This is a genomic window from Pseudomonas sp. Irchel s3f7 (assembly GCF_900187615.1).
Classification (GTDB): Bacteria; Pseudomonadota; Gammaproteobacteria; order Pseudomonadales; family Pseudomonadaceae; genus Aquipseudomonas.
Genome location: NZ_FYDO01000015.1, coordinates 1 through 25,388 on the forward strand (window position 1 = coordinate 1; position 25,388 = coordinate 25,388).

21 protein-coding genes are annotated in these 25,388 nt (G+C 61.8%); 14 read left to right on the forward strand and 7 right to left on the reverse strand.

The annotated features are described in order from the left end of the window. Positions 1 to 193 precede the first annotated feature (193 nt). Positions 194 to 1,372 carry a PLP-dependent aspartate aminotransferase family protein gene (locus CKW19_RS14535; RefSeq protein WP_095058457.1) on the reverse strand — a complete coding sequence of 393 codons (1,179 nt, stop codon included), beginning with the start codon at positions 1,370 to 1,372 and terminating at the stop codon, positions 194 to 196. Further along, the gene (locus tag CKW19_RS14540) at positions 1,369 to 2,745 is read right to left on the reverse strand and encodes a pyridoxal-phosphate dependent enzyme (protein ID WP_095058458.1); all 1,377 of its coding nucleotides are present in this window, start codon (positions 2,743 to 2,745) and stop codon (positions 1,369 to 1,371) included. The genes CKW19_RS14535 and CKW19_RS14540 overlap by 4 nt, the downstream gene beginning before the upstream one ends. Positions 2,746 to 3,022: 277 nt before the next feature. Between CKW19_RS14540 and CKW19_RS14545 the strand changes: the two genes are divergently transcribed. From CKW19_RS14545 to CKW19_RS14565, 5 genes are all read left to right on the forward strand, one after another. Continuing rightward, positions 3,023 to 4,384, forward strand: coding sequence for an NAD(P)/FAD-dependent oxidoreductase (locus tag CKW19_RS14545; protein ID WP_177408812.1), 1,362 nt, complete (start codon positions 3,023 to 3,025; stop codon positions 4,382 to 4,384). After that, complete coding sequence (locus CKW19_RS14550; protein ID WP_045185416.1) at positions 4,384 to 4,794, forward strand: RidA family protein; 411 nt, start codon at positions 4,384 to 4,386, stop codon at positions 4,792 to 4,794. Before CKW19_RS14545 ends, CKW19_RS14550 begins: the two co-directional genes overlap by 1 nt. 10 nt (positions 4,795 to 4,804) lie before the next feature. After that, a complete protein-coding gene (locus CKW19_RS14555) occupies positions 4,805 to 5,479 on the forward strand; it encodes a DUF1028 domain-containing protein (RefSeq protein ID WP_095058459.1) in 675 nt (224 codons plus the stop codon). Then, on the forward strand, positions 5,472 to 6,641 hold the full coding sequence (argE, locus tag CKW19_RS14560; RefSeq protein ID WP_095058460.1) for an acetylornithine deacetylase: 1,170 nt from the start codon (positions 5,472 to 5,474) through the stop codon (positions 6,639 to 6,641). The genes CKW19_RS14555 and argE overlap by 8 nt, the downstream gene beginning before the upstream one ends. Positions 6,642 to 7,128: 487 nt before the next feature. Further along, entirely contained in the window at positions 7,129 to 8,169 is a 1,041-nt protein-coding gene (locus CKW19_RS14565; protein ID WP_256580341.1) for a GGDEF domain-containing protein, read from the forward strand. Between the two features lie 13 nt (positions 8,170 to 8,182). Here CKW19_RS14565 and CKW19_RS14570 read toward each other — a convergent pair whose 3' ends face one another. From CKW19_RS14570 to CKW19_RS14585, 4 genes are all read right to left on the reverse strand, one after another. After that, complete coding sequence (locus CKW19_RS14570) at positions 8,183 to 8,545, reverse strand: cupin domain-containing protein (protein WP_095058462.1); 363 nt, start codon at positions 8,543 to 8,545, stop codon at positions 8,183 to 8,185. A gap of 13 nt (positions 8,546 to 8,558) precedes the next feature. After that, positions 8,559 to 9,956, reverse strand: a complete 1,398-nt coding sequence (locus CKW19_RS14575) for an FAD-binding oxidoreductase (protein WP_095058463.1) — start codon at positions 9,954 to 9,956, stop codon at positions 8,559 to 8,561. A gap of 71 nt (positions 9,957 to 10,027) precedes the next feature. Next, positions 10,028 to 11,302, reverse strand: a complete 1,275-nt coding sequence (locus CKW19_RS14580; RefSeq protein WP_095058464.1) for a glycosyltransferase — start codon at positions 11,300 to 11,302, stop codon at positions 10,028 to 10,030. A gap of 97 nt (positions 11,303 to 11,399) precedes the next feature. Then, on the reverse strand, positions 11,400 to 12,332 hold the full coding sequence (locus CKW19_RS14585; RefSeq protein ID WP_095058465.1) for a GntR family transcriptional regulator: 933 nt from the start codon (positions 12,330 to 12,332) through the stop codon (positions 11,400 to 11,402). Between the two features lie 200 nt (positions 12,333 to 12,532). On the opposite strand from CKW19_RS14585, the gene CKW19_RS14590 reads away from it, so the two are divergent. The 9 genes from CKW19_RS14590 to CKW19_RS14630 all read left to right on the forward strand — a co-directional run bounded on the left by CKW19_RS14590 (position 12,533) and on the right by CKW19_RS14630 (position 21,123). Then, entirely contained in the window at positions 12,533 to 13,588 is a 1,056-nt protein-coding gene (locus CKW19_RS14590) for a spermidine/putrescine ABC transporter substrate-binding protein (protein WP_095058466.1), read from the forward strand. Between the two features lie 82 nt (positions 13,589 to 13,670). Further along, entirely contained in the window at positions 13,671 to 14,531 is an 861-nt protein-coding gene (locus CKW19_RS14595; RefSeq protein WP_095058467.1) for an ABC transporter permease, read from the forward strand. Beyond that, positions 14,528 to 15,334 carry an ABC transporter permease gene (locus CKW19_RS14600; RefSeq protein ID WP_095058468.1) on the forward strand — a complete coding sequence of 269 codons (807 nt, stop codon included), beginning with the start codon at positions 14,528 to 14,530 and terminating at the stop codon, positions 15,332 to 15,334. Before CKW19_RS14595 ends, CKW19_RS14600 begins: the two co-directional genes overlap by 4 nt. After that, positions 15,327 to 16,406, forward strand: coding sequence for an ABC transporter ATP-binding protein (locus tag CKW19_RS14605; RefSeq protein WP_095058469.1), 1,080 nt, complete (start codon positions 15,327 to 15,329; stop codon positions 16,404 to 16,406). The genes CKW19_RS14600 and CKW19_RS14605 overlap by 8 nt, the downstream gene beginning before the upstream one ends. A gap of 32 nt (positions 16,407 to 16,438) precedes the next feature. Further along, a complete protein-coding gene (locus tag CKW19_RS14610) occupies positions 16,439 to 17,722 on the forward strand; it encodes a glycosyltransferase (RefSeq protein WP_095058470.1) in 1,284 nt (427 codons plus the stop codon). Beyond that, complete coding sequence (locus CKW19_RS14615; RefSeq protein ID WP_095058471.1) at positions 17,715 to 18,083, forward strand: cupin domain-containing protein; 369 nt, start codon at positions 17,715 to 17,717, stop codon at positions 18,081 to 18,083. Before CKW19_RS14610 ends, CKW19_RS14615 begins: the two co-directional genes overlap by 8 nt. Before the next feature lie 127 nt (positions 18,084 to 18,210). Next, positions 18,211 to 18,555, forward strand: a complete 345-nt coding sequence (locus tag CKW19_RS14620) for a cupin domain-containing protein (protein WP_095058472.1) — start codon at positions 18,211 to 18,213, stop codon at positions 18,553 to 18,555. 5 nt (positions 18,556 to 18,560) lie between these two features. Then, positions 18,561 to 19,634, forward strand: a complete 1,074-nt coding sequence (locus tag CKW19_RS14625; RefSeq protein WP_095058569.1) for an aminoglycoside phosphotransferase family protein — start codon at positions 18,561 to 18,563, stop codon at positions 19,632 to 19,634. Next, positions 19,615 to 21,123: an aldehyde dehydrogenase gene (locus CKW19_RS14630; protein ID WP_095058473.1), complete on the forward strand. Its 1,509-nt coding sequence runs from the start codon at positions 19,615 to 19,617 to the stop codon at positions 21,121 to 21,123. Before CKW19_RS14625 ends, CKW19_RS14630 begins: the two co-directional genes overlap by 20 nt. A gap of 72 nt (positions 21,124 to 21,195) precedes the next feature. Here CKW19_RS14630 and CKW19_RS14635 read toward each other — a convergent pair whose 3' ends face one another. Next, a complete protein-coding gene (locus tag CKW19_RS14635; RefSeq protein WP_095058474.1) occupies positions 21,196 to 25,260 on the reverse strand; it encodes a bifunctional nitrate reductase/sulfite reductase flavoprotein subunit alpha in 4,065 nt (1,354 codons plus the stop codon). Between the last annotated feature and the right edge of the window lie 128 nt (positions 25,261 to 25,388).

Consider the following 25,388-nt stretch of genomic DNA (forward strand, 5'->3'; position numbering starts at 1 on the left):
CTGCGACCTGAAAGACCTGCTTGGCAAGATCGACCGCCACTGTCGTACAGGCCGACACATCGGTTGAAGACAGGGACTGTTTAAGCGTCGTATTCTTTTTCATGGACTCGCCCTCGCTGCCGTTGGCTTCTTAGACTGCCACCGTGGCGCATTGACGCCTCGGCGTGGGCGAGTCCATCCAATTACAGTGGGGTTACATCCGCGCCAATGCCTGAGCCAGATCAGCCCGCAGATCGTCCACATCCTCAACCCCCACTGACAACCGCACCAACCCGTCGCCAATCCCCAGTTCGGCGCGGGTGGCGGGTGGAATGGTGGCGTGGGTCATGATCGCCGGGTGTTCGATCAGGCTTTCGACGCCGCCCAGGCTTTCGGCCAAAGCGAAGATCTGCACGCTTTCAAGGAAGCGCTTGGCCCCGGCCAGGTCGCTGTTGAGGTCGAGGGAGATCATCCCGCCGAAACCGCGCATTTGCCGTTGCGCCAGTTCGTGTTGCGGGTGCGAGGGCAGGCCGGGGTAGTAGACCCGTGAGACTTGCGGCTGACGCTCCAGCCATTGCGCCAGCTCCTGCGCGTTGCTGCAGTGACGCTCCATGCGCAAGGCCAGGGTTTTCACCCCGCGCAGGGTGAGGAACGCGTCGAACGGCCCGGCAATGGCGCCGACCGCGTTTTGCAGGAAACCCAGTCGCTCGGCCAGTTCGGCGTTTTGCCCGACCACCGCAATGCCGCCGATCACGTCGGAGTGGCCGTTGAGGTATTTGGTGGTCGAGTGCAGCACGATGTCGAAGCCCAGCTCCAGCGGGCGCTGGATCCACGGGCTGGCGAAGGTGTTATCGGCCACGCAGATGATGCCGCGGTCGCGGCAAGTGCGGGCGATGGCGGCGAGATCGGTGAGGCGCAACAACGGGTTGCTCGGGGTCTCGACCATGACCATCCGCGTATCGTCCTGCAACGCTGCTTCGAACGCGCCGAGGTCGGTCAGGTCGACGAAGCTGAAACGGTGCCCGGCGCTGCGTTGGCGCACCTTGTCGAACAGGCGGAAAGTCCCGCCATACAGGTCGTTGCCGGACACGACATGTGAGCCGGCATCGAGCAGTTCAAGCACCGTGGAAATGGTCGCCAGCCCCGAAGCAAAGGCAAACCCCTGCGTGCCGCCTTCAAGATCCGCCACACAACGCTCCAGTGCCCAACGCGTCGGGTTGTGCGAGCGCCCATAGTCGAGGCCCTTGTGCACGCCGGGGCTCTGCTGCAAATACGTGGAGTTGGCGTAGATCGGCGGCATCAACGCCCCGGTCGACGGGTCCGGCGCTTGCCCGGCATGGATCACCCGGGTGGCGAAGCCCTGTGCCGGGGCGTTTTTATCCTGTTGACTCATGGCAGGGATCTCCGCAAATGGTTGAGCATGTCGGTTCGGGTGATCAGGCCGTGGAAGCCCGAAGCGTCCTTGATGATCGCCACCAGCCCGCGGCCGAGTTCGGCCTCCAGTTCCGCCAATGTGGCGTCGGGCGCCAGGGTTTGCAGTTTGTCGGTCATGGCGCTGGAGACGGTTTTGCGGAAATGCGCGGCGTCTTCGTGAACGCCCAACAGAATGTCGGATTCGTCGATCACGCCAACCAGTTGCTGCCCGTTCACCAGCACCGGCAATTGCGACACATCGGCCAGGCGCATGCGCTGGAACGCGGTCAACAGCGTGTCATCGGGGCCGACGCTGATCACCCGGCCGTCCTCGAAGCGCCTCGCGACCACGTCGCGCAAGTCGCCGTAGTGCTTGCGTTGCAACAGGCCCTGATCGTTCATCCACTGGTCGTTGTAGACCTTCGACAGGTAACGCGTACCGGTGTCGCACACGAAACTGACCACCCGTTTCGGTTCGGTCTGTTCGCGGCAATAACGCAGCGCCGCCGCCAGCAAGGTACCGGTCGACGAGCCGCCGAGAATCCCTTCGGCACGCAGCAGTTGGCGGGCGTGATCGAAGCTTTCTTCGTCGCTGATCGAATAGGCGTGACGCACGCTGGACAGGTCGGCAATCGACGGGATGAAGTCTTCGCCAATGCCCTCAACCGCCCACGAACCGGGGGTGCCAAGGGTGCCGCTGCGGCTGTATTCGGCCATCACCGAACCGATCGGGTCGGCCAGCACCATTTCCAGGTCCGGTTGCACGCGTTTGAAGAAACGGGTCAGCCCCGTGAGGGTACCTGCCGAGCCAACGCCGACGACGATGGCGTCCACATCATGCTGGGTTTGCGCCCAGATCTCCGGTGCGGTGCTGCATTCGTGGGCCAGCGGATTGGCGGGGTTGTTGAACTGATCGGCGAAGAACGCATCGGGAATTTCCGCCGCCAGCCGCGCGGCGACGTCCTGGTAGTACTCGGGATGGCCCTTGCCGACATCGGAACGGGTGATGTGCACCTCGGCCCCCATGGCTTTGAGGTGCAAGACCTTCTCGGTGGACATTTTGTCCGGCACCACCAACACCACGCGGTAGCCCTTGGCGCGACCGACCAACGCCAGGCCCAGCCCGGTGTTGCCGGCAGTGGCTTCAACAATGGTGCCGCCGGGCTTGAGGCGGCCATCGCGTTCGGCGGCATCGATCATGGCCAGGCCGATACGGTCCTTGATCGAACCGCCGGGGTTCTGGGATTCGAGTTTGAGAAACAGCGTGCAGGGACCGGTATCGAAACGGCTGACACGCACCAGTGGCGTGTTGCCGATCAGTTCGAGCACGGCGGGGCGAGAGTTGTCAGGCATGTCGTCACTTCCTTGCGCAAATTCGCACTGGGTGGACATCGACCGGCGCTGTGCCATCAGGCGTCAATCGCCGGCATTGCATCGCTAGGACCATAGGCCGGGATCAGCCCACCCGCAACCTTGCACAGCCGACCGGTCGCCTCGACGCTTTTTCCTCGCCAGCGACCACAAAAAACATAATTTCGCTAATCCCCGGCTCCGAACAGAATGCGACCAACACCCTCGCACCGATAGCCGCAGCAGAAGAACAACAGTGATCAGAATCGAGGCGGCAGCCATGACCGGCCTGAATCAAACTACCTTTCAGAAGTGCACAGCCATGACAGTAGACAAGACCGAAATTGATACGCTTGTAGTGGGTGCCGGCCAGGCCGGCGTGGCCGTGAGTGAGCACCTGAGCAAACTCGGTGTGCCGCACCTCGTTCTGGAGCGCAATCGTATTGCCGAAGCCTGGCGCACGGGTCGCTGGGATTCGCTGGTGGCCAACGGTCCGGCCTGGCACGACCGCTTCCCGGGGCTGGAATTCGAGGGTCTGGACCCGGATGCCTTCGCCGGGAAAGAGCAGGTGGCTGAGTACTTCGAAGCCTATGCCCGCCAGTTCAACGCGCCGATCCGCACCGGTGTTGAGGTGAAGAAAGTCGAGCGCAACGCCGATCGTCCAGGCTTCACCGTTGAAACGTCCGATGGCGTGATCGAAGCCCGACATGTGGTGGTCGCCACCGGTCCGTTCCAGCGTCCTGCCATTCCGCCGATTGCTCCCGAAATCGCCGGCATCACCCAGATTCACTCCGCTCAGTACTACAATCCGCAGCAACTCGCCGAGGGCGCAGTGCTGGTGGTCGGCTCCGGTTCTTCAGGCGTGCAGATTGCCGATGAATTGCAACGATCCGGCAAGCAGGTCTACCTGTCGGTGGGCGCCCATGATCGTCCGCCGCGTGCCTACCGCAACCGCGATTTCTGCTGGTGGCTGGGCGTGCTGGGGGAGTGGGATGCCGAAGCCATGCAGCCCGGCAAAGAACACGTGACCATTGCCGTAAGCGGTGCCCGTGGCGGTCACACCGTGGACTTCCGCCGCCTGGCGCATCAGGGCATGACGCTGGTCGGCCTGACCCAGTCGTTCGACGGCGCTGTGGTGAGTTTCGAAGACAACCTCGCCGACAACATCCGTCGTGGCGATGAAAATTACCTCGCACTGCTCGACAAGGCCGACGCTTATATCCAGCGCAACGGCCTGGACCTGCCGCTGGAACCCGAAGCCCGCGCCATGCTGGCGGATCCGGACTGCGTAACCCATCCGATCCTTGAACTGGATCTGCTCAAGGCCGGCGTCACCACGATCATCTGGGCCACCGGTTTTTCCACCGATTACAGCTGGCTGAAGGTCGATGCCTTCAAGGACAACGGCAAACCGCAGCACCAGCGTGGCGTGTCGGCCGAGCCGGGGGTGTATTTCGTCGGGTTGCCTTGGCAGTCCCGCCGCGGCTCCGCGTTCATCTGGGGCGTCTGGCACGACGCCAAGCACATCGCCGATCACATCGTTAAACAGCGCACCTATCTCAACTATCGGGATGCGACCCAGCGCGAAGCCGAAGCCGCCCGTGCACCTCTTCAGAAAGCCAGCCTCATGGGAGTTCTTTGATGCCTACTCATACCCGCATCCGCATGTTCAACACCAAAGACACCTACCCGAACCAGACGCTGGACAACGATTTGTGCCAGGCCGTGCGCGCCGGTAACACGGTGTATGTGCGTGGTCAGGTCGGCACCGATTTCAACGGTCAGTTGGTCGGCCTCGGCGATCCGCGCGCCCAGGCCGAGCAGGCCATGCGCAACGTCAAGCAACTGCTGGAAGAGGCGGGCAGTGACCTGAGCCACATCGTCAAGACCACCACTTACCTGACAGACCCGCGTTATCGCGAGCCGGTGTACCAGGAAGTCGGCAAGTGGCTCAAAGGCGTGTTCCCGATTTCCACCGGGCTGGTGGTCAGCGCCCTTGGCCAGCCGCAGTGGCTGATGGAAATCGACGTGATCGCTGTCATCCCTGAATAAGGAATTCGCCATGACTTTTTCCATCGTGGGTCGCTGCCCCGAGACCGGGCAGCTGGGCATTGCCATCAGTTCGTCGAGTATCGCCGTCGGTGCGCGTTGCCCGTGGTTGCGGGCCGGTGTCGGCGCGGTGTCGAGCCAGAACATCACGCTGCCGGCCCTCGGCCCGCAGATCCTCGATGAACTGGCCAACGGTTCGGCGCCGCATCAGGCGCTGGACCACTCGTTGACGCGTAACGGCTACAGCCAGTATCGGCAGGTGGCGGTGGTCGATGCCCAAGGTCGCACGGCGGTGTTCAGTGGCAACCATGCACTGGGCATCAACAACGCCGTGGCCGGTGATCAATGCGTGGCGGCCGGAAACTTGCTGACCAACAGCGGGGTGATCGAAGCCATGGTCGCGGCGTTCGAAAGCAGCGAAGGGTGCCTCGCGACTCGCTTGATGAACGCCTTGCAGGCCGGGCAAGACGCTGGCGGTGAAGCGGGCGAGGTGCACTCGGCGGCCATGTCGGTGGTCGGTGACCTGACCTGGCCGATCGTCGATCTGCGGGTGGACTGGGCCGAAGAAAATCCGATCGGCGAGTTGGGCAAACTGTGGCAAGCCTACGAACCGCAACTTCAGGATTACCTGACCCGCGCCCTCAACCCGACCCTGGCGCCTGCGTATGGAGTGCCCGGCGATGAGTGAGTTGCGTAGCCGCGCCCTGCTCGAAACGTTGATCGGGTTTGCCACGGTCAGCCGTGATTCGAACCTGGCGCTGATCGAGTTCGTGCGCGACTACCTGCACGGCCTCGGCGTGGAGTGCGAACTGATCTACAACGCCGAGCGGACCAAGGCCAATCTGTTGGCCACGGTCGGCCCGCGTGTGGCGGGCGGCATCGTGCTGTCGGGGCACACCGACGTGGTGCCGGTGGACGGTCAGGCGTGGACGGTCGAACCGTTCTGCCTGAGCGAGGCGGACGGCAAGCTGTACGGGCGTGGCACGGCGGACATGAAAGGTTATCTGGCCTGTGTTTTGGCGGCGGTGCCGGTGTTTCTTTCCAGCCCTTTGAAGCGCCCGGTGCATTTGGCGTTTTCCTATGACGAAGAGGTCGGTTGCCTCGGCGTTCGCGGCTTGCTGGACGTTTTACCCCGACGTATTCCGGCACCCGCGCTGTGCCTGATCGGCGAACCCACCGAGCTCAAACCGGTGCTAGGTCATAAAGGCAAACTGGCAATGCGTTGCCACGTCCACGGTGCGCCGTGCCATTCGGCCTACGCGCCTTATGGAGTGAACGCCATCGAGCAGGCTGCACGGCTGATCGGTCGGTTGGGTGAAATCGGCGCGCGCCTGGCGCAGCCACAAATGCATGACCATCGCTTCGATCCGGCGTTCTCGACCGTGCAGGTCGGGGTCATTCAGGGCGGCACGGCGCTGAACATCGTTCCCGCCGATTGCCGTTTCGATTTCGAGATCCGCGCCTTGCCGGACTTCGCCCCGCAAGTGGTCGTCGATGAACTGAAGGACTACGCCGAGCAGGCATTGCTTCCGGCCATGCAGGCTGTGGACTCCGATACCGGTATTCGCTTTGAAAAAATCTCCGCTTATCCTGGCCTGGCGACACCCGCCGACAGCGCGGCTGCCCGGCTGATTACCGAGCTGTGCGGCAGTGACGAATTCAGCACCGTGGCCTTTGGGACGGAAGGCGGGCTGTTCGATCAGGCCGGCATTCCTTCGGTGGTCTGCGGTCCCGGCAGCATGGACCAGGGGCACAAGCCTGATGAATTTGTCAGCGTCGAACAGATGGCGGCCTGTGACCGCCTGATGGATCGCCTGGCGGCGTATTTGAGTGAGCAAAACGACTGGTAACAACGCTTCAACGCCTGGGCTGCGCCGCATAACCCCTGTAGGAGCGAGCCTGCTCGCGATGAGGCCATCAGCTCCAGCATCTTCGCGGGCAGGTCCACCGCCATCGCTAGCAGGCTAGCTCCCACAGTTGATCTCCGCATGCCGTAGATCCCCTGTAGGAGCGGGCTTGCCCGCGATGAGGCCATCAGCTCCAACATCCTTGTGGGCTGATACACCGCCATCGCGAGCAAGCTCGCTCCCACAGTTGATCTCCGCATGCCGTAGATCCCTTGTAGGAGCGGGCTTGCCCGCGATGAGGCCGTCAGCTCCAGCATCTTCGTGGGCTGATACGCCGCCATCGCGGGCAGGCCCATTCCCACCCAGCGGTTTCGGTGCCGGATCCATCAATCGGATTGAATTGTGGCAAGTCAGGATGGCCGTTTGTCGGGCGTATGGTTATGCTCAACGCATTTTCCATTTGCCAATGATTAACAACCACAGTGAAACCATGAGCCAATCCGAGACGCGTGCGACTGTTCTAGCGCTGTATCCAGAAGACTCCCGCGAGGCGGCGGCATTGCTCAAGCAGGCAGTGCCGCTGATGGTTCGTCACAATATTCCGCCCAACCCGGTGCATTACGCGCTTTGGTACACCTACAGCAAAGGCCAGGAGCCGGAGCTCAATCGCCATCTGGACCGGGTGGTCAACGATTTCGACTATTTCCCGCCGGAGTCTGCCACCAAGCTGTTTCGTGAATACATCATCCGCGACGAACTGGCGGACGCCCGCTCCGGGCAACAGGAAGCGATCAATCTGGTCGACGACATGGAGCGTGATGTATCCCGAAGCGTAAAGGGCAGCCGTCACTTTCAGGCCAGCCTTGACCAATACCTGCAAATGCTTGAAGAGCCAGCCAGCGAGCGCTTGCCGAGCATCCTGATCCAGTTGCAACAGAGCACTCGACTCATGCAGGGCCAGCAAGAGCACTTCCTCACGCAATTGCAGTCTGCGCAGCATGAAATCAAAACCCTGCGCGACAAGCTCGAACGTGCGCAACTGGCGGCGACGCTGGATGGCCTGACCGAACTGTTCAACCGCACCACGTTCAACCGCAAGCTGGAGCAGGCGTTCGGCAACGCGCCGAAGGGCGTTGCGCTGGTCATACTGGATATCGACCACTTCAAGCAGTTCAACGATCAGTACGGCCATCCGCTGGGCGACCGTGTTCTGCAGCATGTCGCCCAGGTGCTGCGCGATTCACTGCCAGCCGAGGCGATTGCGGCGCGGTACGGTGGCGAGGAGTTCTGCGTGGTGCTCAAGGACTGCCCGGATCTGGACAGCGCGGCGGCTTTCGCCGAGCGGTTGCGCTTGAAGATCCAGTCGCTGCGGGTCAAGGCCCGAGGCACCGACACCGTGCTGGACACCATCACCGCGTCATTCGGCGTGGCCCACGCTCAACCCGGCGACACCCCGGAAAGCCTGCTGACCCGCGCCGATGATGCGCTGTACCAGGCCAAGCGCAACGGGCGCAATCAAGTACGCCACTAGCCTGACTGACCCGTTACCCGAGAATGAAATACACCTTGCGCACAGGCGTGAGGTTTTCCCACATGCCATTGAAACCACTGGCAACCACAAACGAATCGCCTGCTGTGAAGGTGCGGCTGACACCCTCGACGTCGGTCAGGCGCACCGTGCCTTCGAGAATGTGGCAGAGCTCGTCGTAATCGCACTGACAACGCTCCAGATGCGGCCCGGCCTCCCAGATACCGGCGACCGCGTTTTTATCAGGTCGAACAAAATGCCGCCAACTGCTGCTGCGATAAGGCGCATCGACCACGGCCGGGTCGTTGATCTCGGTTTCACGGGGCGCAAGGTCAGGGTTGGCGAAGTCGATGACGTGCCGGGGCAGGGCTGTGGACATGGTGGTCTCCGGATCAGGAATCGAAGCCGATGCCAAAGGCATCGAAAGTCTTGAGCAGCAAGTTGCGATGACCGTCACGGTCCTCCCGCGCCAGTGAGCGCTGGGCCAGCTTCACACTGACATAACGCAACGGTTCGGGCGGAAAGCGGAACGGTGCCTTGGACGTCATCAGCAGCTCGGTTCGTTCGGTGCGCTCGCCAGCCAACAGGTCGAGCATGTTCAGCGCGGCGAAGCGGCTGGCTGACACGCCTTGCCCGGTGAAGCCCAAGGCATAGGCGACGCGGCCCTGGTGCTCGCAACCGGTGAACATCGTGGTGCGCGCCGAGGTGTCGATGATCCCGCCCCAGGCATAGCTGAAACGCACATCGCGCAGCGCCGCAAAGGTCTGCTGAAACTGTTCGGCCAGGCGCTGGAAGCTTTGCGGGCGTTGGGTAAGAGCTTCGTCGCGGCGCCCGCCGAAATGGTAGATGGCGTCGTAGCCGGCCCAGAGAATGCGGTTATCGGCGGTCTTGCGCAGGTAGTGAAACTGATTGCCGGAGTCGGCGATGCCGTAGCGTCCGGTCCAGCCGATGGCTTGTAACTGCGCATCGCTCAGCGGTTCGCTGACCAGGCTGTAGTCGTAGACCGGGATGACGGTTGAGGCCAAATGACCAAGCAGCGGCGGGGCGATGTTGGTGGCGAGGGCGATCTGCCCGGCCATCACGTCTCCATCGACGGTACGCAGACGCAGGCTGTCGTTGTTGGCGTCCAGTTGCAGCACCGGACTGTTTTCGAACAATTGAATGCCTTGCTCAAGGCAAACGCGGCGCAATTCGGTAGCCATTTTTGCCGGGTTGAGCAGGGCGTAGTTGGGTTCGAACAGGCCGGCCGCATAGGCCGGGGAGTCGAGCTTCTGTGCCAGATCGCGGCCTTCAAGCCACTGGCAATCAATGCCGAAACGGGCGTAGTTGCGTTGCATCGAGCGCAGGCCATCGACCTGCCACGGCTGGGCGGCAACGTTGAGTTTGCCTTCGCGTTCGAACTCGACATTCATGCCGAAGCGTTGCAGGTCGGCAGCCAGTTCGTCGAGGTTCTGCCGGCCCAGGCGGATCAACTGCTGTGCTTCATCCGGCCAACGCTTGAGCGCGTTGGACACGCCGTGGGAAATGCTTGGCGCGCAAAATCCGCCATTGCGCCCGCTTGCCTCACCGCCGCAGCGTCGTGCTTCGATGATCGCAATGCTCCGCCCGGGGTTGCGTTGACGCGCCAGCAGGGCGGTCCACAATCCAGTGAATCCACCGCCGACCACCACCAGATCGAACGACACGGACCCGCTGACGGAGGGCGCTAGGGGCGGTGGCGTGACGGTGTCCTGCCAAAAGGGATGGGGCAAGACGTGGTCGAGGGAATCTAGACGCGGTGGGGCATTCATGCTGAAACTCCGGCGGTGTGTCGGGCAGCGACGATTGCATTCGGTTGCCCGACGGTTTTTTGTTGTTTTGGCTAGAGGTCAAGAATGGCGCGTGCGGCAATGTCGGTGCCGCGGGTTGCCTGCATGCGCTCGCTGAACGATGCGAGGCGTTGTTTCATCGCTTGATCGGCCAGCAGTTGTTCGAGGGCGGCGGGCAGGGCGGCCAGGGGATCGGCGAAGCGTGACAAGTAGCGACCGACGCCGACCTCTTCAGCGCGGGCGGCGTTGTCGTGGCCGTCCCAGCAATACGGAATGATCAGCGACGGCAAGCCGAAGTACAGCGCTTCGCAGAAGCTGTTGTTGCCGCCGTGATGGATGAACACATCGCATTCCTTGAGCACCGCCGGCTGGGCAAACCAACTGTCGAGATACACGTTGTCCGGGACGATGGTGTACATGTCGCGGTAGGCGCCGACGTTGACCAGAAAACGGTACGGCAAGGTTGAGACGGTGCTGATCAGGCGCTTCATCATCTCGGTATCGGCGGCGCCCAGGCTGCCGAAGCTGAGGTAGATCAGCGGTGCGTCGTTGTGCCGTGGAAAATCCGGGACGATGTAAGGCGCTTCCCGTCGCACGCAGCCATCGAGATACACGTAACGCTGCGGATCGAGCGGCTGCTGGCGGTCATAACGAACCGGTGTCGGTGACAGCAGCAGGTTCAGCCACGGCGAATCAGTGAGGAACTGCCCTGGTGGACACTGCACTGTGTTGTTGCTCAGGAGAAATTGCGAAAAGCGTTCGTGGGCCGGTGCGACTGCCTTCAGGTATTGCTCGGTGTAGCGCTCGCACGCTGCGGCTTCACTGGTCATACAGCCGGACAGGTACGGAGGAACGTTGGCATCCGGCAGCTCGGTTTCGGCGCAGGACACCACGCGCACCCACGGGCAACCCGCGTTGGCGATGGCTGGGAACATCACCACGTTGTCGAGCACGATGACGTCCGGTTTCAGGCGGCTGAGCAACTGCTGCAAGGGTTTTTCCGCTTCGATGGCGGTGTCGATGATCGCTTCCCAGGCCGGCGCGACATAGCTGTCGATCTGCGCCAATGGGGTCTGGTCGAAGTAGGGAATGCTGCGCTCGATGAAGCGCTCCCAATAGTGCTGGTGTTCCGCCGCCGACAACGGGCTCACTTGCGGAATCGGGTATTCGTCGAAACCGTATTCAGCGAACAGTCCCTGAAAATGCTCATGGCAGATGAACACCGGTTTGGCGCCCAGCTCTCGCAGCGACTGAGCGATACCAATGCAGTTCAGGGCCGCGCCGAAACTGGCTTCCGGAAACAGGGCGATCAGTTTTTGTTTTTGCATGAGGCACTGTCCATGGCGGGTCAGACCCGCCGCTCCTGAAGATGTTTTTGATGCTGTCTTATTTTCAAAAAAAAATCATCATGTTTTTACGGGGCGCTTAGCGGCGCCCCAACAGATGACTTTGCGGGATGCCACGGTTGGCGGTTTGCGGGCGTTGCGCGGCACTCAAGCGAAGGTGCAGGCGCAACAGGTCGGCGGCGATCTCCATCTGCCCGCGCTCGATCTGCGCGATGATTTGCAGGTGTTCGCGCAGGGCTTCTTGCAAGCGGTGCACGCTGACCGACGGCAGCAGATTCGGCAAGCGCCGCAGGCTTTGATGCTGGAGCAGGGCGTCGCTGATGAAACGGTTGCCGCAGCTCTGGGCCAGCAGTTCATGGAAGCTGATGTCCAGCTCGCGAAACTGCTGGATGTCGAAGTTTTCCACGGGGCTGGCAAGCAGGCTTTGCGTGGCGTTGCGCAACAGGCTCAGGCGTTGCGGGTCGGCGTTGAAGCTTGGGCTGAGCAGCGCTTCGGGCTCGAGAATCAGGCGGAATTTCAGGCTTTCTTCGAGGGCGGCCAGGCTGTTCAACGACGGGCGAAACAGCCAGGACTGGCCGGGGCCGCGCTCGATGGCCTGGCTTTCGCTCAGTTGTTGCAGGGTTTTCTGCGCCGCTGGCCGACCGATGTCATAGCGGCGCATCAGTTCGCTGATGCTGATGCTGTCACCCAGGCGCCCGGCCATGCGGTCGCGCAGTACCGACGCCGCCAGCTCTTCTTCCGCGGCTTGCGGCAGGGCTGCGTTGAATGCTTGACCGGTCGGGGATGCCAGTAGTCGGTAGCCTTTGCCGGCTTCATGGCTGAGCAGGTTTTCTTCCAGTAACACTTTCAGGGCGCCACGGATCAGCGTGCGTGAAACCTGGAACGTGCGGGCCAGCGCCTGTTCGGCCACCGGGTCGCCGGCCACCAGGCCGCTTTCCTGGGTGTGATCGAGGATGCGGCGAGCCAGTTCCAGGTGATTGGTGCGCGGTTTTTTTTCGGCTGTTGTGCTCAAGCGTCTTTTCTCGTTGTGATCCGCTGTCGGGCTCAGGTGTTCATCTTATGTCATGCGCTGGACAATCGTCAGTCCGGAAAAAAGCGTTGACAAGTTTCTATGCTGGTCCTAATTTCGTAAAAAAAACACAAGCAGTCGTTTTCCGTTTTGCCGTACTGCCTTCGAACACAACAAAATAAACAATCGTCGGGTGAGTATTTATGAGCAAGCTGAATGATCTTCTGTGCGCAGGATTGGCCGTTTCCCTGGCGATCGCTTCACAGGCTGCAAGTGCGAAAGACATGGTGATTTCAATCTGGGACGGCTACATGGCCCCGGATGCGCTGGAGAAGTTCAAGGCGGCCAGTGGTGTTGACGTCGACAAGGCGCTGCACGCCACCAACGAAGAAATCATGGGCAAGCTCATGGCGTCCGGCGGTGAAGGTTACGACGTAGTGTTCGTGTCCTCGCCCTTCGCCGAAGTCCTGCACAAACAAGGGCTGTTGGCGGACATCGATCCGGTCAAAGTGCCCAATCTGAAAAACCTCTATCCCGAAGCGACCCAGCTGGAATACGACGCCGGTAATCATTTCTCCGTGCCCTACACCTGGGGCACGACCGGTATTTGCTATCGCTCCGACAAGGTGACGCCGGCGCCGCAAAGCTGGAACGAGCTGCTCAACCCCAGCGATGCGCTCAAGGGCAAGGTCACGATGCTGGCCACCGACCGCTGGATGCTTGGCGCCGGTTTCCTCGCCAAGGGTTGGTCGGTCAACGACAGTGACCCCGCGCAGATCGCCGCTGTTCGTGATCAACTGATCGCCACCAAGAAACGCATCCTCGCGTTCGACGACACCACGTTCTACTCCAAACTCGCGTCCGGCGAATCGCTGATGGCCCACGCCTGGGACGGCTGGTGCAACTACGGCACCCAGGCCAACGCGGCGATCAAGTTCGTGGTGCCCAAGGAAGGTTCCGACCTGTGGGTGGACACCATGGTGGTGCTCAAAAGCTCGAAGCACCAGGAAGAAGCCTTCAAATTCGTCAACTTCATGCTCGCCAAGGAAAACCACGCCTGGGTCGCTGAAAACATCCTCTACAAAGTTCCCAACCAGGCTGCAATGGCCGGGTTGTCCGCTGACTTGCTCAAGCAATATCCCAATCTGACCATGACGCCGAGCGAGCTGGTGAAGATGGAGCAATTGCGCGATCTGGGCGGCACTACGCAAAAAGCCTACACCCGCGCCGTGACCGAAATCATGGCGGCACAGAACTAACGCCGCATCGATCCGAGGCCTGCCCGCCAGGCCTCGCCACGTTCGCAAGCCGCCTCTGTCCTGAGGCGGGAGGATAGGGTTAATGAGTGCTTTGCATGCTGACAGGCGTCTGTCGGCCTGGCTTCTTGCGCCCGGCTTCGGCTGGCTGCTGATGTTTCTGGTGGTGCCGTGTTTGCTGGTGCTGGTCTACAGCTTCGTGGAACGCGGCGCGTATGGCGGCATTGACTGGTTGTTTACCTGGGAAAACTACCAGCGCGCATTCGACCCTCTGTACCTGGGCATTCTGCTCAAATCGGCCAAGATCGCCGGGCTGGCGACGCTGTTTGCGGTGCTCATCGGCTATCCGGCGGCCTATGCGATTGCCCGTGCGCCACGGCGGCGTCAGGCGGTGTATCTGTTTCTGGTGATGCTGCCGTTCTGGAGTAACTACCTGATCCGCACTTACGCCTGGATCGTGTTGCTCAACCGCGAAGGCCTGATCAATCGCCTGCTGCAACTGTTCGGCTACAGCGGCGAACCCATCAGCCTGCTGTACACCGAATCGGCGGTGGTACTCGGGTTGGTCTACAACTACATCCCCTTTGTAATCCTGGCGATTTTCTCCTCGTTGTCGCGCATCAACAACGAACTCTGGGACGCCTCCAGAGACCTCGGCGCCTCGGGCTGGATGACGTTCCGGCGGATCATCCTGCCGCTGAGCGTGCCCGGCATCGCCGCGGGTTCGGTGTTTGTCTTTGTGCTGAGCATCGGCAACTTCATCACCGCCGACCTGTTGGGTGGCAAGCAGGTGCAGATGGTCGGCAACCTGATCTATTCGCAGTTCCTCACGGCGCGGGACTGGCCGTTCGGTGCGGCGCTGAGCTTCTTCCTGATCGCGATCATGCTGGTCCTGTTGTTCATCCAGGCCCTGGTGGCGCGCCGTGCAGAAGGGGCACGCTCATGAGTCAGCCACGTTCGGTCAGCGGCGCCGTATTGAGTTCGCACCTGGGGCTGGTCTATGCCTTCCTTTATGTACCGATCCTGGTGCTGATTCTGTTGTCGTTCAACAAGTCCGGATTGCCGACCGCCTGGGGCGGCGTGTCATTTAAGTGGTACGCGGCACTGGCGCACAACACGGCGATTCTGTCGGCGGCGCTCAATACCTTGATCGTCGCACTGTCGGCGACGTTCATTGCCTGCGTGCTCGGCACTTTCCTGGCGTTGGGCATCGAGTTGCGCCGCAAGGACAACCACAAGGGGCAAGTGGTCGACACCTTGCTGATGGCGCCGATGATTATTCCTGACATCGTGCTGGCGATTGCGCTGCTGAGCTTCTTCAACCTGCTCAAGGTTGGGTTGGGCTTGCACTCGATCATCATCAGCCACGCGGTGTTCAACATTGCCTTCGTCTGCGCCGTGGTGCGCACGCGGCTCAAGCACTTCGACTATTCGATCCTCGAAGCCTCGATTGACCTCGGCGCGAGCTGGTTCACCACGTTCCGTCGGGTGCTGTTGCCGGTGATTTTCCCCGGTGTGCTGGCCGGTGGATTGCTTTCGTTCACCCTGTCGGTGGACGAATTCATCATCGCCTTTTTTAACTCCGGCTCCGGCCAGGCGTCGACGACTTTGCCGATGCAGATCTACGCCATGATCCGCTTCGGCGTCACCCCGGAAATCAACGCTCTGGCGACGCTGGTGATGCTGGTCAGCATCACCGCGCTGCTGGCTTCGCAGCGTCTCAACAAGGCTCCTCGCACCCATGAATAATTCTTCTGCGGTACTGATCCTGGACAAGGTCAGCAAGTCTTATGGCAACGGTCTGGCGGTCGACGAAGTGTCGCTGAGCATCCGCGAGAACGAGTTCTTCGCGCTGCTTGGCCCGTCTGGCTGCGGCAAGACCACGCTGTTGCGCATGCTCGCCGGTTTCGAGACCCCCAGCGGTGGCTGCATTTATCTGGATGGCAATGACATCTCGCCGCTGCCGCCGAACAAGCGTCCGTTGAACCTGATGTTTCAGTCCTATGCGCTGTTTCCCAACATGACCGTGCGCAAGAACATCGCCTACGGTCTGGAGATGGAACGTCTGCCCGAACTGGAAATCCGTCGCCGGGTCGATGAAGTGCTGAGCACCGCGCAACTGGGCGAGTTGGCCGAACGCAAGCCCGATCAGCTTTCCGGTGGTCAACGCCAGCGAGTGGCGCTGGCACGGGCACTGGTCAAACGTCCGCGTGTGTTGTTGCTCGACGAGCCCTTGGGCGCACTCGACAAAAAGCTGCGGGAAAAGATGCAGCTAGAACTCAAGCGCCTGCAACACGAGAGCGGCATCACCTTCATCATCGTCACCCACGACCAGGAAGAAGCGCTGGTGATGTCCGACCGCATGGCCGTGCTCGACGGCGGCAAGGTGTGCCAGTGCGGTAGCCCGACCGAGCTTTACGAAAACCCCAACAGCCGTTTCGTGGCCAACTTCATCGGCGTCAGCAACCTGCTCGAAGGTGTGCGCTCGGGCCCGCATTCAGTGCGGGTGAACGGCCAGGAACTGAGTGTTGAAACCGACGCACCGATGGTCAACGGCCAGGCCGTTGCCGTGGTGGTACGGCCGGAACGCTTGCAAGTGCTGACGGAGCAGGGCGGTGATTGCGCCAATCAGGTCAGCGGCAAGATCGTCGAAGTCGCCTACCACGGCCTCGATACCAACCTGCACGTGCAGACGCCGCTCAGCGACAAACCGCTGATCGTGCGCGTGCCGTCCTCACAGTTTGAATTCGCCCATTTTGCAATCGACACCACCATCCGGCTGGGCTGGCAGGCCCGGCATGCCCGCGTATTGACGCGCTGAACAACAAAAAGACCCGGCAGGAGCAGCACTCGATGAAACAGAAAGTGATCGCATTCTTTCCCGAAGCCGCCTACGGCCCGGCGCTCAATTCAGTCGGTATCGCCCAGGCGTGTGAAGCCCTGGGGCACAAAGCGGTGTTTCTCACCGACCCGGGCATGAGTGGCGTGTACGCCGGTTATGGTTTTGAAGAACACATGGTCAACATGTCGGCACCGATGCCGGCCGAAGAAATGGCCCGCTATTGGGTGGACTTCATCAACGGCCACATCCCGAACTTCCGCAAGTCGCCGCTGGAGCAGATCGACAACTACGTCAAGGAATGCTGGGCCGCCATTGTCGAAACGGCGAAGTGGGCGCAAAAGGATCTGCCGGCGGTGCTGGACAAGGTCAAGCCCGACCTGATCTGCGTCGACAACGTGATCCTGTTCCCCGCGATCAAGCAATACGGCAAGCCGTGGGTGCGGATCATTTCCTGCTCGGAAAACGAAATCGAAGACCCGGATATCCCGCCGCACCTGTCAGGCATGAGCATCGACGACAAGGCGGGCCACGCGCAATTTCGCCAGCGCTTTGAACAGGTGATCGGTCCGATTCACGAGGACTTCAACCAGTTCCTGCAAGCCCATGGAGAGGCGCCGTATCCGCTGGGTACGTTCTTCGAAGCTTCGCCGTTCATGAACCTGTTGTTGTACCCGGATGCGGTGAAGTTCGACCGTCGCCATCCATTGCCGGCCGAACGTTTCCACTACCTGCAAGGTTGCGTGCGTCACGACACGCCGTATGAGATTCCGCCGTTCCGGGCGCATAACGACAAGCCGCTCTTGTATGCGAGTTTCGGCAGCCTCGGTTCCGGCGATGTCGAGTTGCTCAAACGCCTGATCGAGGCGGTGGGCAAGATGCCTTATCAGGCGCTGTTCAACGTCGGCGAACACCTCGACGAATACCCGGACCTGCCGGACAACGTGCAGATTTCCAACTGGTTCCCGCAACCGTCGGTGATTGCCCAGGTCGACGCGGTGATCCACCACGGCGGCAACAACAGCTTCACCGAGTGCCTGTTCTTCGGCAAACCGGCGATTGTCATGTCCTACGTGTGGGACGGTCACGACAACGCCATGCGCGCCGAAGAAAGCGGTCACGGCTTCAAGCTCGACCGCTATGAGTGGAGCGAAGAACAGCTCGCACAAAAACTCCACGCCTGCCTCAACGATGAGGCCATGCGCCAACGTTTGCAGCGCACCAGCGCGCAGATGCAATCCCGCAAAGGGCCGCAAGACGCGGCCGCGATTCTCGACAAGGTGCTCAACGATGCCTGATTCATCCACCACGGCGGGTATCACGCCGTACCTCGAAGCCGTCAGCAGCCGCACCGATCTGGTGGACTGGGGCGTGCAGAGCGACGCCGTCGAAGGTGTCTCGCATTCCAGCGGCCGCTTGCTGTTCAAAGGCCCGAACAACAGCCCTGAAACCGGATTGTGGGTGTGCACGCCGGGGCGCTGGCGGTTGTCGATTCCCCGGGATGAGCTGTGCCATTTCCTCGCGGGGCACGCCATTTACCGCAACGACAACGGCGAAGTGATCGAAGTGCGCCCCAACACCCTGGTGCTGTTCCCGGCGGGTTGGACCGGCGAGTGCGAAGTCCGGGAAACCCTGCGCAACGTTTACATGCTTGCCTGAACTTTGTAGGAGCCGGCTTGCTGGCGATAGCGGTACGCCGGGCGACATCTGTGTCGACTGTCCCGACGCAATCGCCAGCAAGCCGGCTCCTACAGGTTAGATACTGACTATTTACTGGAGAAAATGAATGACTACCCCGTTTCTGTACGACCCGCTGAGCATCACCGACGTCAAGGATTGGGGCGTGATCCCGACCATGCTCGAAGGCGAATCCCGTGTTTCCGGCGTGGTGCTGCACAAAGGCCCCGAAGGCCAGTCCGAGTGCGGCATCTGGATCTGCACCCCGGGTAAGTGGTTTTGCCATGTCACCAGCGACGAGTTCTGCCACTTCCTCGAGGGTCGCTGCACGTACGTTCACGAGTCCGGCGAAGTGATCGAGATCAAACCGGACACCGCCGCATTCTTTCGCAAAGACTGGAAAGGCGTGTGCACCGTCCACGAGACCATCAAAAAGGTCTACATGATCCGGTGACCGCCATGACAGATGCACTGGCGTCATTGCCAACCCGTGAAGAGCAGCGCGCAGCGTTTCTGGCATGTGCCGGTTACGCCGGGACAGCGCTGATCGCGCTGCCGGCGGATGCTTCGACCCGGCGCTACTTTCGCCTGGACGGCGCCGGGCTGTTGTTGATGGATTCGCCGCCCCACAGCGAACCCATCGGCCCGTTTGTACGGGTCGCCCGGCAGTTGCAGGGGCTGGGCCTGTCCGCGCCGGCCTTGCTGGAAGTGGACGAAGCGGCGGGGCTGGCCCTGATCGAGGATTTCGGTCACGACACCTACACCCGGCTGCTGGCGGCCGGCTACTCGGAGTCGGGGTTGTATCACCTTGCAGTCGATACGTTGGTGACGCTGCATCGCGCGCCATCAGCCGCTGAACTGGCCCCTTACGACGAACAACGACTGGCAGACGAATACGCACTGTTTATCGATTGGTACGTGCCGCTGTTGATCGGCAAAGAAGCGGCGCACAAGCTGCGCGATGAGTATCTGGCGCTGTTCGCGGACGCCTGTCGCGACGTCGCAAAACGCCGCGAAGCTTTGGTGCTGCGGGACTTCCATGTCGACAACCTGATGCTGTTGCAAGGCCGTGAAGGTGTCGCGGCCTGCGGCTTGCTGGATTTTCAGGACGCGTTGGTCGGGGCGGCGGCCTATGACCTGATGTCGCTGCTCGAAGACGCCCGGCGCGATGTGCCTGAAGCGTTGCGAGAGAAACTGATCACTCTTTACCTGTTGCGGCGCCCGGAGCTGGATGCGTTGCGTTTTCTCGCCGATTACCGGTGCCTGGCGGCCCAGCGTCACGCCAAGGTGCTGGGGATATTCGTGCGCCTGGCGGGCCGCGACGGCAAGCACGGATACCTGGCGCACCTGCCGCGCACTCTGGGCCTGTTTGTCCGCGCCCTTGAAGCCCAAGCCTTTGCGCCGCTGCGCCAGTGGCTCGACCGGCATGTTTCGGGCTGGCGCGATGAACTGCCCGCCGAGACGCTGGCGATGTTGCGCCAAACCCCTTATCGATTGGTTCAAGGATCCTCCCATGGCCACGTTCAACACTGACACCGCTTTGCGTTTCATCAACTCCGAATTCCTGCCGCTCACGGCTGGCCGCGTACGTGAAGTGCTCGACCCCGCGACCTTGCAGCCGGTGGGGCAGGTCGGTCTGTGTGGCGAAACGGACGTACAAGCCGCCATCGATGCCGCCACCGCTGCGCAAAAACAGTGGCGCGTGGTCGATGCCAAAAGCCGCGCCGCACGCCTGCATCAACTGGCCAACGCCATCGAACAGAGCGTGGCCTGCAACCGCGAAGTCGCACGCCTGATGACCCTCGAAATGGGCAAGCCGTTTCCCGAGGCCATGGGCGAGCTGGCGAACTGCGCGCCGATCTTTCGCTACTACGCGGAAATGGCCCGGGACGATGCCGGTAAGGTGGCCGGCACTACGCAAATCGGTTCTTTCCAGCATGTGCGTTACGAGCCGTATGGCGTCAGCGTGCACATCATGCCGTTCAACTTTCCGATCCTGCTGATGTGCTGGACGGTCGCCGCGTCGCTGGCGGCGGGCAACGCCTGCATCATCAAACCGGCGGAAGCCACGACCCTGTGCACCCTCAAATTCATGGAGCATTTCACGGCGCTGTTGCCGGGGCTGGTGTCCTGCGTGCCGGGCGATGCTGCAACCGCGCAGCTGCTGGTGCAGTCGGAACAGACCCATGCGGTAGCGTTCACCGGCAGCGTGGCGGCGGGCAAGGCCGTTGCCGTGGCGTGTGCCGAACGGATGAAACCCTGTGTGATCGAGGCCGGTGGCAGTGATCCGCTGATCATTTCCAAGCATGCGCCCCTGGAAGTTGCAGCGGCCGGCGCGGTGACCGCAGCGTTTCATCTCAGTGGGCAGATTTGCACCTCGGCCGAACGTTTTTATGTGGTCGACGAGATTCATGACGAGTTTGTCGCCAGGTTCGCCGAGCGCACCCGTGCCTTGCGCATCGGCCACGGCCTGGAGCGTTCGGAAATCGGGCCGATGGTCAGCGAGGCGGCGCGCAACAAAGTCATGCGCCTGGTCGATGACGCCGTGGCCAAGGGCGCAACCGTGGTCTGCGGCGGGCGAATTCCGCCACAGCACACGGTGGGCTGGTTCTACGAGCCGACCATCCTCACCGGCGTGACCGGCGACATGGCGATCCTGCAGGAAGAGTGCTTCGGCCCGGTGGCGGCGATCTGCCGTGTGAGCGACTTCGACGAAGCCGTGCGGCTGGCCAATGATTCGCCGTTCGGCCTTGGCGCGTCGCTGTTCTCCACCGACCTGGCCGAAGCCATGGAGGCCGCCGAGCGGCTGGAGGCGGGCATGGTCTGGGTCAACAACCCGCTGATCGACAACGATGCGCTGCCGTTCGGTGGCTGGAAAATGTCGGGCCTTGGGCGTGAACTGGGGCGTCAGGGGCTTGAGGCATTCCGCCGTTCGAAGATGGTCATCATCGATCACCAGCCCAAGATTCAGGACTGGTGGTACCCGTACGCCGACGACGTGTTCTATCGCGATCCGGTCTGAAACCGGCGCCTTCAAGAAGGCCGCTTCCCCAGTTTGTAGGAAGCGGCCTCGTCAAGCGTCGCCGGGAGGCCTTCAGTAAACATCCCGCAAGTAACGTTTCTGCTCGCTCAACCGGCGCCAGTAATCACTGGCGTTTTCGGCGCTGAGACCACCATGGTTTTGTGCAACCTCGCGCAAGGCCCGATCGACATCTTTGGCCATCTGGCTGGCGTCGCCACAGACGTACAGTTGCGCACCCTCCTGCAACCAGCGCCACAGGTCTGCACCTTGTTCGCGAATCCGGTCCTGCACGTAGATCTTCTGTGACTGGTCGCGGGAAAACGCCAGGCTCAGTTGCGTCAGCGTGCCGTCGCGCTGCATGCCTTGCAGTTCGTCGCGGTAGTAGAAGTCGGTGGCGGCATGCTGTTCGCCGAAGAACAGCCAGTTCTTGCCCTGGTCGCCCCGGGCGCGGCGCTCCTGCAGGAAGGCGCGAAACGGCGCCACACCGGTGCCCGGGCCAATCATGATCATCGGCACGTCGCCATCGACCGGTGCGCGGAAGTGCTTCGACGGCTGGACGAACACCGGCACGTTGCCGCTCTGGGCGCGGTCGGCGAGAAAGGTCGAAGACACGCCTTTGCGTTTGCCATAGCGCACGGCCGCCACCGTGAGGTGGATTTCCCGAGGGTGCGCCTTGGGGCTTGAAGCGATGGAGTACAGGCGCGGTTGTAGGCGTTTCAACGTCCCCAGCAACTCGCTCGCCGAGCAATTCACCGGAAACTCCTGCAACACGTCCGCCAGTTGCCGACCCCACAGCCAGTCCTTTAATTCGGCTTTGCGCTCACTGCCCAGCAGTTGTTTCAATCTGGGGTTGGTGCTGCGCTCGGCGATGAACGCCAGGGTTTCGCTGTTCGGGCGTGCGATTTCGAAATGCTCGGTCAGGGCTTGATGCAGCGGCACTTCGCCGCGTTGATCGATGCTCACGGCGGTTTCGCCGCGCAACCGGGTCAGATCGAGCAGTTCGCTGACCAGCTCAGGGCAGTTGCGCGGGTGAACGCCCAAGGCGTCTCCGGCCTCGTAACGCAGGTCCGAATCCGCCAGGTCGAGGGCGAACATGCGGGTTTCCTTGTTCGGGCTCTGGCTGTTGAGGTGCAGGTTGGTCAGCAGGCGTGAAGCGTAAGGCCTGGACTTTGCCGATGTTTCGACGGGATCGCTGCCGGTACTTGGCGACGGTTCTACTGTGGCTCTCGGCTTCAGGGTTTTGCGCAGGTCGGCGAGCCAGGCGTCTGCTTGCTCCTCGAATTCGGTATCGCAATCCACCCGCTCCAGCAGACGCGTAGCCCCCAGTTCTTGCAAGCGTTGATCAAGTTTTTTGCCGTGCTGGCAGAACTGATCGTAGTTGGGGTCGCCCAAGGCGAGCACGGCAAAGCGCAGTGACTCCAGGCGCGTCTCGGCGGTGTTGAGGGTGTGCCAGAAGCCTTCGCCGTTGTCTGGCGGATCGCCGTCGCCGAAGGTGCTGCTGATCAGTGCCAGCGTCTGGGTATTGGCGAGTTTGCTGGCGGGAAAGTCCGCCATCGCGCTCAGCTCCACGCTGACACCGTCGTCCCGCAGACGCGCGGCAAAACGCTCGGCCAGCGCTTCGGCATTGCCGGTTTGCGAGGCCCATAACAGGGTCACGGCCGGCTGATCGGTGACTGTCGCCGGGGCATGGCTGTCAGGCTCAACTCGACTGAACAGCCCGCCGAGAACGCCGTCCAGCCAGAGTCGCGTATCCGCAGCCAAAGGCGCGTTGGACGGCATGACCGGCACGCCGCTCACTTGACGACCGGCCGGGGATTGCAGGCCGCTGATAAAACCGGCGAGGTAGGTGCGTTCACGATCATTGAGTTGAGGAGACGGCAGGCTGCTGATGCCCACGAGGTCAGCGAAGGCCGAGAGGCTCGACATGGCAATTTCCTCTGTCAAAGCGGGGAGTGGGGTGACCGTGACCGTGGCCGGCGCCGGGGTATCGAGGAACCGGTGCTCGATCAGTTCGACCCGTTGCAGGGCGACGGCGCAGAACTTGAGTTCAGGCTGCTGCGAAAGGGCGTCGACGGCGTCGTTGGTGACGGCGTTGATTGCCAAGTGCTCGCCGAACACATCGCTCCAGTGAAACGGCGCAAAGCAATTGCCCTGGCGCACCCGGTCGGTCACCACGGCGGGCAACACGGCGCGGCCGCGCACTGAACGCACTTCGACCGGGTCCTTGTCCTTGAGGCCCAACTGACGCGCATCCTCAGGGTGAATTTCAATGAATGGCCCCGGATTGAGTTTGTTCAGCGTCTCGACTTTGCCGGTCTTGGTCAGGGTGTGCCATTGGTGCTGCAAGCGGCCGGTGTTGAGCACGAAAGGAAAGGACTCATCGGGCATTTCGGCGGGCGCCAGGTGCGGACGCGGCAGGAAAATGCCCTTGCCGTGGCGGGTCGGAAATGTGATGGCGGGCGCGCTGAGATCTGCATCCTTGTCGATGTAGCGAATCGGATTGCGATCGGCGTCGGACTCGGACGCGCAAGGCCATTGCAGCGGTTTCTCGCGCAGACGCGGGTAGCTGGCGCCGCGAATGTCATAGCCGGTGGCCGGGTTCCAGGCACGTTTGATTTCTTCAAACACTTCGCTGGCGTCGGCATAAGTGAAGGCTTCGGCGAAGCCCATCGCGCACGCCACTCGGGCGATGATTTGCCAGTCGGGCAGCGTTTCGCCGGGTGGTTCCACGGCTTTTTGCATCAGTGTCAGGTTGCGCTCGGAGTTGATCATCACGCCTTCGGCTTCGGCCCAGAGTGCGCCCGGCAGCAGGATGTCGGCGTAGCGGTTGGTCTCGGTATCGAGAAAGGCATCCTGCGTGATGACCAGTTCAGCCGCCTGTAATCCTTCAATGACGCTCTGGCGATTGGGCGCAGACGCCACCGGGTTGGTGCAGATGATCCAGCAAGCCTTGATCTGGCCGGCGCGCATTTGCTCGAACATCGCCACGGTGCCTGCGCCGGTAGTCGTTGGGAGGCTGCCGTGCGGGATGCGCCACAGGTCTTCGATGAATACGCGGTCAGCCTCGACCAGCGTCGAACGCTGTCCCGGCAGGCCCGGCCCCATGTAGCCCATTTCGCGTCCGCCCATGGCGTTCGGTTGCCCGGTCAGGGAAAACGGTCCGCTGCCTGGTCGGCAGATGGCGCCAGTGGCCAGGTGCAGGTTGCACAGCGCGTTGGTGTTCCAGGTGCCGTGGGTGCTTTGGTTCAGGCCCATGGTCCAGCAACTCATCCATTCAGCGGCCTCGCCAATCCACTGCGCGGCCTGGCGAATGTCCGCCTCAGGAAGGCCGGTGATCTCGGCAACCTTGTCTGCTGGGTAGTCCTCCAGAAACCCGGGCATGGCCTCCCAACCTTGGGTGAAGGAGGCGATGAAGGCCGGGTCGGTGTGGCCGTTTTTCACCAGCAGGTGCAGCAAACCGTTGAGCAACGCGAGGTCGGTGCCGGGTTTGATCGGCAGGAACAGGTCGGCCTTGAGCGCGGTGGCGCTGCGCCGTGGATCGACCACGATCAGCTTCGCCCCGGCCTTGACCCGGTCCATCATGCGCAGGAACAGAATCGGGTGACAGTCGGCCATGTTCGCGCCGATCACCAAGAACAGGTCCGCGTGATCGAAGTCGTCATAAGAGCCGGGCGGCCCGTCGGCGCCGAGGGACAGTTTGTAGCCGCTGCTGGCGCTGGCCATGCACAGGCGGGAATTGGATTCGATGTGAGGGGTGCGGACAAAACCCTTGGCCAGTTTGTTGACCAGGTACTGGGCCTCCAGCGACATCTGCCCGGACACATAGAAGGACAGGGCATCGGGACCGTGGGAATCCAGAATGTGGCGCAGTCTGGCGGCTGTTTCGTTGATGGCGTTGTCCATCGTCACGCGCACCGGGTCGCGATCGCGCTCCTGGCGCAGGTAGGCATTTTCCATACGCCCCGACTCGGCAATCGCCTGCCCGCTGGTGGTGCCTTTGGTGCACAGACGGCCGGCATTGGCCGGATGGGTCTTGTCGCCAGTCACCTTGATCACGCGGTTGTCTTCGACCTGCATGACGATGCCGCAGCCCACACCGCAATAGGGACACACGCTGCGTACGGATTTACTTGCCATCTTCGCCCCTTGGATCTTTTGCCAGCACTTGCCGAACCCGGAAACAAAAAAGGCGCCATGTGACCCTCCGTTAAAACGGGGGTTACACGGCGCCTTTGTCGTATGTGGGCAATCAGCGTTGACTGCCT

Excerpts from the sequence above, each read along its gene's own strand:
- CKW19_RS14535 (WP_095058457.1), bottom strand. The coding sequence starts at position 1,372 with ATGAGTCAACAGGATAAAAACGCCCCGGCACAGGGCTTCGCCACCCGG.
- CKW19_RS14540 (WP_095058458.1), bottom strand. The coding sequence starts at position 2,745 with ATGCCTGACAACTCTCGCCCCGCCGTGCTCGAACTGATCGGCAACACG.
- CKW19_RS14545 (WP_177408812.1), top strand. The coding sequence starts at position 3,023 with ATGACCGGCCTGAATCAAACTACCTTTCAGAAGTGCACAGCCATGACA.
- CKW19_RS14550 (WP_045185416.1), top strand. The coding sequence starts at position 4,384 with ATGCCTACTCATACCCGCATCCGCATGTTCAACACCAAAGACACCTAC.
- CKW19_RS14555 (WP_095058459.1), top strand. The coding sequence starts at position 4,805 with ATGACTTTTTCCATCGTGGGTCGCTGCCCCGAGACCGGGCAGCTGGGC.
- argE (WP_095058460.1), top strand. The coding sequence starts at position 5,472 with ATGAGTGAGTTGCGTAGCCGCGCCCTGCTCGAAACGTTGATCGGGTTT.
- CKW19_RS14565 (WP_256580341.1), top strand. The coding sequence starts at position 7,129 with ATGAGCCAATCCGAGACGCGTGCGACTGTTCTAGCGCTGTATCCAGAA.
- CKW19_RS14570 (WP_095058462.1), bottom strand. The coding sequence starts at position 8,545 with ATGTCCACAGCCCTGCCCCGGCACGTCATCGACTTCGCCAACCCTGAC.
- CKW19_RS14575 (WP_095058463.1), bottom strand. The coding sequence starts at position 9,956 with ATGAATGCCCCACCGCGTCTAGATTCCCTCGACCACGTCTTGCCCCAT.
- CKW19_RS14580 (WP_095058464.1), bottom strand. The coding sequence starts at position 11,302 with ATGCAAAAACAAAAACTGATCGCCCTGTTTCCGGAAGCCAGTTTCGGC.
- CKW19_RS14590 (WP_095058466.1), top strand. The coding sequence starts at position 12,533 with ATGAGCAAGCTGAATGATCTTCTGTGCGCAGGATTGGCCGTTTCCCTG.
- CKW19_RS14595 (WP_095058467.1), top strand. The coding sequence starts at position 13,671 with ATGAGTGCTTTGCATGCTGACAGGCGTCTGTCGGCCTGGCTTCTTGCG.
- CKW19_RS14600 (WP_095058468.1), top strand. The coding sequence starts at position 14,528 with ATGAGTCAGCCACGTTCGGTCAGCGGCGCCGTATTGAGTTCGCACCTG.
- CKW19_RS14605 (WP_095058469.1), top strand. The coding sequence starts at position 15,327 with ATGAATAATTCTTCTGCGGTACTGATCCTGGACAAGGTCAGCAAGTCT.
- CKW19_RS14610 (WP_095058470.1), top strand. The coding sequence starts at position 16,439 with ATGAAACAGAAAGTGATCGCATTCTTTCCCGAAGCCGCCTACGGCCCG.
- CKW19_RS14615 (WP_095058471.1), top strand. The coding sequence starts at position 17,715 with ATGCCTGATTCATCCACCACGGCGGGTATCACGCCGTACCTCGAAGCC.
- CKW19_RS14620 (WP_095058472.1), top strand. The coding sequence starts at position 18,211 with ATGACTACCCCGTTTCTGTACGACCCGCTGAGCATCACCGACGTCAAG.
- CKW19_RS14625 (WP_095058569.1), top strand. The coding sequence starts at position 18,561 with ATGACAGATGCACTGGCGTCATTGCCAACCCGTGAAGAGCAGCGCGCA.
- CKW19_RS14630 (WP_095058473.1), top strand. The coding sequence starts at position 19,615 with ATGGCCACGTTCAACACTGACACCGCTTTGCGTTTCATCAACTCCGAA.
- CKW19_RS14635 (WP_095058474.1), bottom strand. The coding sequence starts at position 25,260 with ATGGCAAGTAAATCCGTACGCAGCGTGTGTCCCTATTGCGGTGTGGGC.